Raw genomic sequence first — 9,051 nt, forward strand, 5'->3', positions numbered from 1 at the left:
CCCGGCTACGGCATGGCCGTGGCCCAGGCCCAGCACGCGCTGCGCGAGATGGCCGACGCGTTGAAGAAGGCCGGCGTCGAGGTGAAGTACGCCATCCATCCGGTCGCGGGCCGCATGCCCGGGCACATGAACGTGCTGCTCGCCGAGGCCAACGTGCCCTACGACGAGGTGTTCGAGCTCGAGGACATCAACTCCGAGTTCTCGCAGGCCGACGCCGTCTACGTCATCGGCGCCAACGACGTCGTGAACCCCGCGGCCGAGGACGACAAGAGCTCGCCGATCTACGGCATGCCGGTGCTGCAGGTGTGGAAGGCGGCGACCGTGTTCTTCAACAAGCGGTCGCTCGCCTCGGGCTACGCCGGCATCGACAACCCCGTGTTCTATCGCGACAACACCGTCATGGTGCTCGGCGACGCCAAGAAGATGACCGAGGAGATCGGCAAAGCGCTCGGGCATTGAGCCCACGGTCCGCGATCGCGTTGCGTCGTTTGTACGGACTCGCTGATTGAGCTGCGTGCTCAATGGCTTGGGCGGCATCCGTCCCATGCGGCAAACTTATCCCCTTGCGGGGGAGATCGGGGAGACTCTAGCTTTCGTATCGAGGGGGCTGCTTCAACTCGAAAAGGACCGCGCATGAGGGCTTCGGCACTCCTGATCTGCCTCCTGGCCCTCGCGATCGGCGGGCCGGCCGTGGCGCAGGGTCTCGAGACGCAGCCTCTCATCGCCGGCAACCCCATGCGCTGCTACGACTATCGCGGCGCCGTCGTGCGGACGCTCAAGACCACCGAGCTCGGCGACGTGGGCCGCGCCTCGATCATCGCGCGCATGCCCATCATCTCGCTCGACTCCGACCGCATGGCGACGCTGCCGGCCAAGATGCAGGTCTTCTTCTACATGCACGAGTGCGCGCACCACGTGCTCGGCCACGTCATCCGTCCCACGCTCGAGAGCGAGCGCGAGGCGGACTGCTGGTCCATCAACTACGGGCGCGCGGCCGGCCTCTTCTCGCGCACGGACGTGGAGGCGTTCGCGCCCCACTTCGCGCGCAGCAACGGCTCGCGCTTCGGGCATCTGCCGGGGCCGGAGCGGCAGGCCTACCTGCTCAAGTGCTTCGACGAGCCCGACGGCGCGCAGACGGCGTTCAGCCGCTAGCAGCCGTCGCGGCTCTTCCGACAATGCGTAGCGGATCGAGGAGGACGCCGGCAGCGGAGTCGTCTTTGCTCCGCCGCCGGGGAGATGCCGACCTTCGGCCTTGCCTCAGCGCCGGAACGCCGGGCTCGTGCTCGCGTGATAGGTGATCATCAGGAGCGCCATCAGCACGGCCGAGAGCAGCCCGGCAAAGGTGCCGATGATCACGGACGACGGCGGATCGGCGATGAAGCCGGCGAGGTCGTGCGCCGCGAGGCTTCCCGCGATCGACGCGATGGCGGCATTCACCACCAGCACCAGCGGCACCTTGCGCTCGTCGGCGCCAACGCCCGCGCCGAGGAACACGAGCTTGTAGCGGGCGATGGACGCGACCACGGTCGCTAGGAGGCCCGCGATGATGGCCAGCGAGCGTCTGCCGGGCAGCACGCCGTCCAGCGCAACTCCGACCACGGCCCCGATCGCCGTTGCGATCAAGACCAGGATAATGATGCTCATCGAGATGACGCCGCCGCGTGCTGCCATGTTTTGATCCCCTGTTTTGACGTGTGTTTTCGTTGAATCTTCACATCAAAACACTGAACCGTTCGGTCCTTGCGGTCAATGCAGGCGATATGCTGCAACGCGGTGCGCGTGTGCGCCCCGTTCGGGAAGAATTACCTGGTCAGCGATAGCGCGTCGGGATGATGAGCCGCTGGCCGATGGCAATACGGTCGTTCGGCAGCTGGTTGACGGCCACGAGATCGCCGACGGGCACGCCGTGGCGGCGCGACAGGCTGTAGAGCGTATCGCCCTCGCGTACCTCGACGATCTGCGAGTTGTGCGGCGCCTGCTGGCGCGGCTTTCCGTAGTAGCCGGTCGGGGTCGGGCCGGTGGAGCCGGTGGTGATGCCGGAGGGCGGCTGCTGCCAGCGCGCACCCGGATCGTAGGCGTGTGCGGTGTTGCCGATGCTGGCGGTCTCGATGCTGCGCGGTACGCCGTAGTTGCCGTGGCCGCTATCGTAGGCCGCCATCTCGCGTGGTGTCGGCTGGCCGGGATCGACGTAGCGGCGCGGCGCCTCTGCCGTGGGGCGACCATAGTAGCCGCCGCCGGAGGTCGATCCGTCCGGATAGCGGCGGGGTGCGTCGCGGCGCATGCCTTCGTTGGGGCGCAGGCTGCTCGTGGTGAGGGTATCCTGGGAGCCGCCGGAGCTGCAGCCGGCGATGAGAGCCGAAAGACCAGCGAGCATCAGCGCGGTGGCGCCGAGCGGGCGATGACGGGAACGCATGACAAATTACTCCGCAAACGCATATGTCCCTAGGAAGCGCAGCTTTTGGTTAATGACGTCTTAAGGGGCGGCCGTCCGGCACCCTTGTGGTAGGGTCGGCGGGCGGTGCTGCACCGCAGGAGCGGAGCAAGGGACGCGCTTGAGGCTGATCCTCAAATTGACGGTGGGAGCGGCGTTGGCGATGGGACTTCTGGCCTTGATCGTGCCCGTACTGCAGCAGCGCCTCATGTATTTCCCGGACACGCGGTACTTCACGCCCGCCGAGGCGGGGCTCGCGGGCGTGACCGAGCGGGTGCTCGAGACGCCGGACGGCGCGCGCGTCATCGCGTGGTACGCCAAGGCTCGGCCGGGACAGCCGACGATCCTCTACTTCCACGGCAACGCGGGCGCGCTCGAGACGCGCAACGCGCGCATCCAGAAGTACATGGCGCGCGGGCTCGGCGTGTTCATGATGACCTACCGCGGCTTCGGCGGCAGCAGCGGCAAGCCCTCGGAGGCGGCCAACGTGGCTGACGCGCTGCTCTTCTACGATACGCTGGTCGCGTCGGGTGTCGATGCCGCCGACGTCATCGTCTACGGCGAGTCGCTCGGTACGGGCGTGGCCGTTCAGGTAGCGGGCCAGCGGCCGGTGGCGGGGCTGGTGCTCGATGCGCCCTACACCTCGATGGTGGATCTCGCGGCGCTGCATCACCCGCTCATCCCCGGGCGCTGGTTCATGACCGACCGCTACGAGACGCGCCGGCACATCGCCGCCATCACGGCGCCGCTGCTCGTGATACACGGCGAGGAGGACGACATCGTGCCGGTGGCGATGGGGCGCGAGGTGTTCGCGCGCGCGCCGGAGCCGAAGACGCTGAAGACGTTTCCGGGCGCCGGCCACGACGACCACTACAAGTTCGGGTCCTACGACGTGCTCTACGCGTGGATCGCGGCATTGCGTGCCGGTGAGGCGCGGCGGAGGGAGGGGTAGTGCCCTTCACCCCGCGCGCTGCGCGTGCGATCTCATTAACGTCTCGCTTCCGGGTGAGTGGCTCTTCCGAGCCGGGCTATGTATTCATAAACGCGTGGCCAGCGAGGCTCGGCGGCCTTTGCCGACGCTAGAACTTTAGATCCAGCGAGGCACCGAAAGTCCGCGGATCGAGCAGGGTCGCGTTCGGACCCGGGTTCAATATCAATGTAGAAAGAGCGGTCTCGTCGGTCAGGTTGTTGACGAAGACTCGTGCCGTGGCATTACCGACCTGATAGCTGGCACCGATGTCGATCAGCGTGTAGCCGCCGGCGACGTTCAGCGGGAAATTCACGAAATCCGTGAAGTAGTCGTCGACGTAGACGCCCCTAGCAGTGAGCTCGAGATTTTCGACAGGACGCCACGCCACACCAAGAGAGACCGAATAGGACGGATCCTGGCCAAAGTCGTTGCCAAGGATGGCGGCTGCCGTTCCCGCACTGATTTCGTTGATCTCGGTATGCAGCAATCCGAAGCCGCCTATGACATCGAAATCCGGCGTAACGGCGTACTTTCCTTCGAACTCCAAGCCATAGGATTCGGCATCGGGCTGATTGTATATGTGCACGACCGACCCTGGTTGTGTCGTGATGGCAAACTGCTTGTCTTTATAGTCGTTATAGAAAGCCGTAATTCCAAGCTGCAAACGGTTGTTCATCATCACCGTCCGATACGCAGCTTCATACGTCCACACCTCTTCCGCTTTGTATTCTTCGAAGGGGAAGCCTTGAGCTTGGAGATTCACGTACGCCCCGCCGGGATTGTATCCTTTGCGCACGGTGAACGCGATGCTCTCGCTGGATCGTAGATTGTAGCGCACGCCGATCTTCGGCAATACGTAGACCTCGTCGACGTCGTAGTTGCGGCTAACGCTGCCCAAAGAAGTACCGTTTAGCAGTTGGAGGTCGGCGAAGAGCTCACGCTTGTCGTCGTAGCGCTCGATCCGGCCACCGAACAGCAGATCGAACGGCCCGGCGAAGTTCCAGGCGATGTCCGCGTAGGCGGACTGTGTCGCGATATCCGCATCGGTCTTGCCGAAGGCCATAAAGGCTGGGGTGAAAAGACTAGGGGCGATGTAGGCATTAGCGTCGTACAGGCGCGCGCCGTCGGTGAGGCCGACACCGATTACGCCGGTGAGGTTCGCAACATCACGAAAGCTATAGGTGAGATCCTGGGCGAACCGCTCCTCGGCCATGTCGTCGAACTTGAACGCACTCGTGCTGCGCGGTGAGGATGAATACTGATCGTGAACGTAGCTCGTGATCGAGGCGATTTCCTCGCGCGCGCTGAGTTCGTAGCGTGCCCTGACGCCGGCAGCCCAGCCTTCCGTGTCCGAAATACGGAAGTCGCTCGCACTCCGCTTGCGGTCACTGAAGGGTAGAACATCGACGTAGTTGTTGAAGACGTGGTCGAGACCGTTACCGTACTCGGCCGACACGAGAACGCTGAGCCCCGGAATGCTGTCGGGCTCGACCAGGAATTTGCCGCGCAGGTTGAGGCCGTCGTAGTCATCGAGCTTGCTGGACGCCGGACCGACGATGTCGACGGGAATCTCGCCCTTGTCGAATTCAACGACGAGACGCATCGCTGCCTCGTTCGAGAACGGCACGTTTGCAAACGCGGCGTTGCGATAGTTCATGCCGGAATATTCGTTATACGTGAATTCGGTGAGCGCGCCGGCGGAGTAGGAGAAAACGGGGTCGTTGGTCTCGACGACATAGGCGCCGGCAAACGCATTGGTGCCCGGCAGGGTGTGCTGCGGACCCCTCAACACCTGCAGCGAGCTGACGTCGTACAGGCTTTGGAACGAATTGTTGGCGTAGGATGATATGCGCGGAATGTCATCCACGCTCAGAACGATGCGAGAGGTCGTGCCCTGATAGAAATTGCTGAAGAGGTTGGTCGGGGTTGCGGATTCGCCTCGAACGGCCGGTATCGTAGGGCCGCTTGGAGCAGGCGTGACGTTGGGCAGTGATTTCAGAACGTCATAGACCGTGCTTTCGCCGGAACGCGCGACGTCCGTCGCGGAGACTGTCGATGTCCCCGTCGTGCTGTCACGCAGCTCCGATGCGACCGCAGACGGCGAGCCCGCTGCGCGATCCATGCCCGCATCGGATCCGGCAGGCGTAGCGGCCGGCGCCTTCGCGGCGGGACTGGGCTGCGCCGACTTCTTTTTGGCGGCCGTCTTCTTTTTCGGCTGCGTGGTGACGACGTCCAAGGGCGGCAGGGTTTGCGACGAGGATGGCGCCGGCTCGGCTGGTTTGACTGTGAGGGCGTCGGCCGCGGGAGCTGTTTTGGGCGGCGGAGTTTCTGTCGGCTGTTGCGCCGCTGCCGGGCCGCCGAAGATGAGGAGAGCAAAAATCGCCGCGATGCGCATCACGAGCATCCCTTGCCGCGAGTTGATTCCAGATTATTGATTGTTATGGTATAGAATGTGACGCAGACGCGTTCATAGGTGAAGTGCAGGGGGGCAACACCTATCGTTCAATCGTTCGCAAGAGCTTGGTGGGTTTAGGCGTATTTGCGGCCTGAGCAAGCCTTGCGATGGTGGCTCATGACCCCGTCAAAGTCCGCTATTGTGCTCGGAGCAGAACTCGCCTGCCATTCCCGTCACGGGTCATGGGGGACACGCGCTAGTACGTCGTGCCTTCGTAGGTGTAGGCGATGACGGCGAACACGGCGACGATCAGAAGCGGCACGACGACGCCTGCGAGGTAGGGATAGGCCTTGATGGTGCCGGCCGAGGTCTTGAGCTCGTGCATGACGACGTGGCCGCCCATGCCGCGGCGGAACCAGCCGGTCACCTCGCCCTTGGCGCCGATGTGCTGCTTGATGCGCTGCCAGCCGGTCCAGAGGTCGCCGAAGGGGCCGAACAGCGAGCGGAAATCGACGACCATGCGGCCGGTCTTGTCGGCGAACACGGTGTCCTCTCCGACGACGGAGCCGGCGACGGCGCGGCCTATGACCTCGCCCGTGAGGCGCACCGGACGGCCCACGATCGGCGAGGCCGCGACGTCTCCCATCAGCGAAACCACGCTCACGTCGGCGGGCGGCGAGAACGGATAGGTGATCGGGATCAGGGCCGCCCACGCCAGCACGGCGGCGGGAACGGCGAGCAGCGCGTAGATGGGCGCGCCGGTTGCAAAAGCCGTGACGCCGCCGATGACGAGAAGCGCCACAGGCAGCGCGATGAGCGTCAGCTCGCGCAGGAACTTGCGCCACAGGGCGGCGGTATCGACGTTGGCGCGTTTCGCCGCGGCTGCGATGTCGATGTCGGCGAAGGGCTGGTGCTTGGCCTCGGCGATGGCCTGCAAAGCCTGGATGCGCTTTCCCGCCAGCGGGTGCGTGGAGTTGAGCTCGATCAGCTTGGCCCACGGATTGTAGATGTCGAACAGCATGGCGGACGCCGTCGCGTCCGGGTTCAGCTTCGAGGCCTCGACGACGAGGCCGAGGTGGCTCGCGCCCTTGAAGTCGACCACGCCCATGTGGCGCGTGGAGGCGAGCAGCTCGCGCGAGGCGTCGGTGTCGTCGGCCTCGGCGATGCCGTAGGCAATCTTGATCAGCGCGTTGGAGAGATGTCGTGCCTCGACCCGCTCGGCGGCGAAGCTGTCGGCGAGGTATTCGCGCGTGCGCGAGAGGTAGAGCAGCAGGTAGGTGCCGAGGATGTACATCACATAGGCGGTGAGGCCGACCATGACAGCGGGGCCGCGGTTCTTGGAATTGCCTGAGCGCTGGCGCGTCATGGCCGAGTAGATGACGTAGAGCATCTGCACCAGCGTGCCGGCCACCGTCATGACCAGGAAGTCCATGTGCACGATGTGGCCCAGCTCATGGGCGGTGACGGCGCGCGTCTCCTCCTCGTTCAGGAACTCGAAGATGCCGTCGGTCAGCACGATGCGGGCGCTGGAGCGGAACAGGCCGTAGGTGAAGGCGGTCGGGTTGCGGTCCGGGATGATGCCGATGGAGGGCGCCTTGAAGCCGTACTGGCGGGCCACGTCGTGCACGATGGCGTGGACGTGCGGGTAGCGCGCCTTGAGGGTGGCGTCGTCGATCCAGGTGACCTTGTTGACCCACCGCAGCATCAGGTCGGTGAGCCACGGGCTCAGGATGAAGATCACCGTGTTGATGATGAGCACCAGCAGCAGCGCCCAGCCGAGGTCCAGGCTGCCCATGGCGACGAACGCGGCGATCACCACGCCGGCCAGCATGGCAGTGAGCAGCGACAGGGTGACGAGAGATGCGAAGAAGAGCTTGCCCATGCGGTCAGGATACCCGAATACCGGCCGCGTACTGAGTTGCGTGTGTAACAGACAAAAAGAAAATCGCCGTCGGACTGTCGGCCGACGGCGATCGAAATCAACTGGAAGCGTGTGAGGCCTAGCGGGCGCCGAAGCCGCCGCCGTTGTTGCCGCCGCCAAAGCCTCCGCTGCCGCCGCCTGCCGGACGGCCGCCGGGGCCGCCACGGCCAGGGCCCTTGGCGCCGCGCGGCGCTGCGGGCGTGCCGGGCAGGAGGCCCTCGCGCTGCAGCTTCTTGCGCGCGAGCTTGCGGGCGCGGCGCACGGCCTCTGCCTTCTCGCGGGCTTTCTTCTCGGAGGGCTTCTCGAAGTAGTTCCGGAGCTTCATCTCACGGAAAATGCCCTCGCGCTGCATCTTCTTCTTGAGCGCCTTGAGGGCCTGGTCGACGTTGTTGTCGCGAACGAGTACCTGCAAGCGGTAACCTCTGGGTTCTGAATGGCTGAATCTATAAGGACGCAAAGCGCCGGCGGCTGGCCTCCGGCGCTTCGGTCGGATTGATTTGGCTGGCTTCTATCAAACGTCGCGGCCCTTGTCCACCGGGGGATGCGACTGTTTTCCTGGGTTCGGGAGCCCGAAGTGCGGGTTTCTGGCGTCCTGCGCCGGGTTGAGACGTCGGTCCAGGGGCGTGGTCTGCGCTCCAACTCTGCCCGAGGATCCTGCAGCCGTCGAACGCTGGCAGACTTGCGTGGATTCCGGCCCCCGGCCTCCGCCGGGGCAGGCTTCACCGGCATGACTTTTTTTGCTGACGCCGATCGCGACAAACTCTCCGTCATCCCGGCGTAGGCCGGGATCCACGCAAGCTTCCACGTGCTCGACGTCTGGTGGATGCGGTGGGTCGGCCATGCAAAAATAATGCACGCGGCTAGCGGCGCGGGCGGAGGCGGTTGACGTGGCCCATCTTGCGGCCGGGGCGGGCCTCCGGCTTGCCGTAAAGGTGCAGCGCGGCGCCGGGCTCGGCAGCCAGCGCCTGCCACTGGTCCACGTCGGCGCCGATCAGGTTGGTCATGGTCGCGTCCGAATGGCGCTCGGTCGCGCCGAGCGGCCAGCCCGCGACCGCGCGGATGTGGTTCTCGAACTGGCTGACGAGGCAGGCGTCCATGGTCCAGTGGCCGGAATTGTGAACGCGTGGCGCGATCTCGTTGACGACCAGCGGCTCGGCGGCGTCCGGCACATAGAACATCTCGACACCGAGAACGCCGACATAGCCGAGGGCCGCGGCGATGGCGCCCGCGATCTCGCGGGCACGGTCGGCGTGGGCCGAGGGCAGCGGCGAGGGGACGGTCGAGGTGTCGAGGATGCCGTCCTTATGCGTGTTGAGCGGGATGTCGTAGAAGCG

At 65.0% G+C, this 9,051-nt stretch carries 9 protein-coding genes; 3 read left to right on the top strand and 6 right to left on the bottom strand.

The window, feature by feature from the left end; translation table 11 throughout:
• Both IT540_RS16060 and IT540_RS16065 read left to right on the top strand, forming a co-directional pair.
• The coding region (locus IT540_RS16060; protein ID WP_291180168.1) for an NAD(P)(+) transhydrogenase (Re/Si-specific) subunit beta at positions 1 to 459 on the top strand (459 nt) is incomplete at its 5' end.
• A gap of 174 nt (positions 460 to 633) precedes the next feature.
• On the top strand, positions 634 to 1,152 hold the full coding sequence (locus IT540_RS16065) for a hypothetical protein (protein ID WP_291180171.1): 519 nt from the start codon (positions 634 to 636) through the stop codon (positions 1,150 to 1,152).
• A 105-nt stretch (positions 1,153 to 1,257) separates the two neighbouring features.
• Here IT540_RS16065 and IT540_RS16070 read toward each other — a convergent pair whose 3' ends face one another.
• Both IT540_RS16070 and IT540_RS16075 read right to left on the bottom strand, forming a co-directional pair.
• Positions 1,258 to 1,671 (bottom strand): hypothetical protein, encoded by a 414-nt coding sequence (locus IT540_RS16070; protein WP_291180174.1) that lies wholly within the window; start codon positions 1,669 to 1,671, stop codon positions 1,258 to 1,260.
• A gap of 139 nt (positions 1,672 to 1,810) precedes the next feature.
• The gene (locus IT540_RS16075) at positions 1,811 to 2,413 is read right to left on the bottom strand and encodes a LysM peptidoglycan-binding domain-containing protein (RefSeq protein WP_291180177.1); all 603 of its coding nucleotides are present in this window, start codon (positions 2,411 to 2,413) and stop codon (positions 1,811 to 1,813) included.
• A 181-nt stretch (positions 2,414 to 2,594) separates the two neighbouring features.
• On the opposite strand from IT540_RS16075, the gene IT540_RS16080 reads away from it, so the two are divergent.
• Entirely contained in the window at positions 2,595 to 3,383 is a 789-nt protein-coding gene (locus IT540_RS16080) for an alpha/beta fold hydrolase (protein ID WP_291180180.1), read from the top strand.
• Between the two features lie 127 nt (positions 3,384 to 3,510).
• Here the strand turns inward: IT540_RS16080 and IT540_RS16085 are convergent, their stop codons facing one another.
• From IT540_RS16085 to IT540_RS16100, 4 genes are all read right to left on the bottom strand, one after another.
• Entirely contained in the window at positions 3,511 to 5,796 is a 2,286-nt protein-coding gene (locus IT540_RS16085) for a TonB-dependent receptor (RefSeq protein WP_291180183.1), read from the bottom strand.
• 256 nt (positions 5,797 to 6,052) lie between these two features.
• A complete protein-coding gene (locus tag IT540_RS16090; protein WP_291180184.1) occupies positions 6,053 to 7,678 on the bottom strand; it encodes a zinc metalloprotease HtpX in 1,626 nt (541 codons plus the stop codon).
• Between the two features lie 118 nt (positions 7,679 to 7,796).
• Positions 7,797 to 8,129 (bottom strand): 30S ribosomal protein S21, encoded by a 333-nt coding sequence (gene rpsU / locus IT540_RS16095; RefSeq protein ID WP_291180187.1) that lies wholly within the window; start codon positions 8,127 to 8,129, stop codon positions 7,797 to 7,799.
• Positions 8,130 to 8,577: 448 nt separating this feature from the next.
• The coding region (locus tag IT540_RS16100) for an ATP-grasp domain-containing protein (RefSeq protein ID WP_291180190.1) at positions 8,578 to 9,051 on the bottom strand (474 nt) is incomplete at its 5' end.

This window comes from Hyphomicrobium sp. (assembly GCF_020852195.1).
GTDB lineage: Bacteria > Pseudomonadota > Alphaproteobacteria > Rhizobiales > Hyphomicrobiaceae > Hyphomicrobium_C.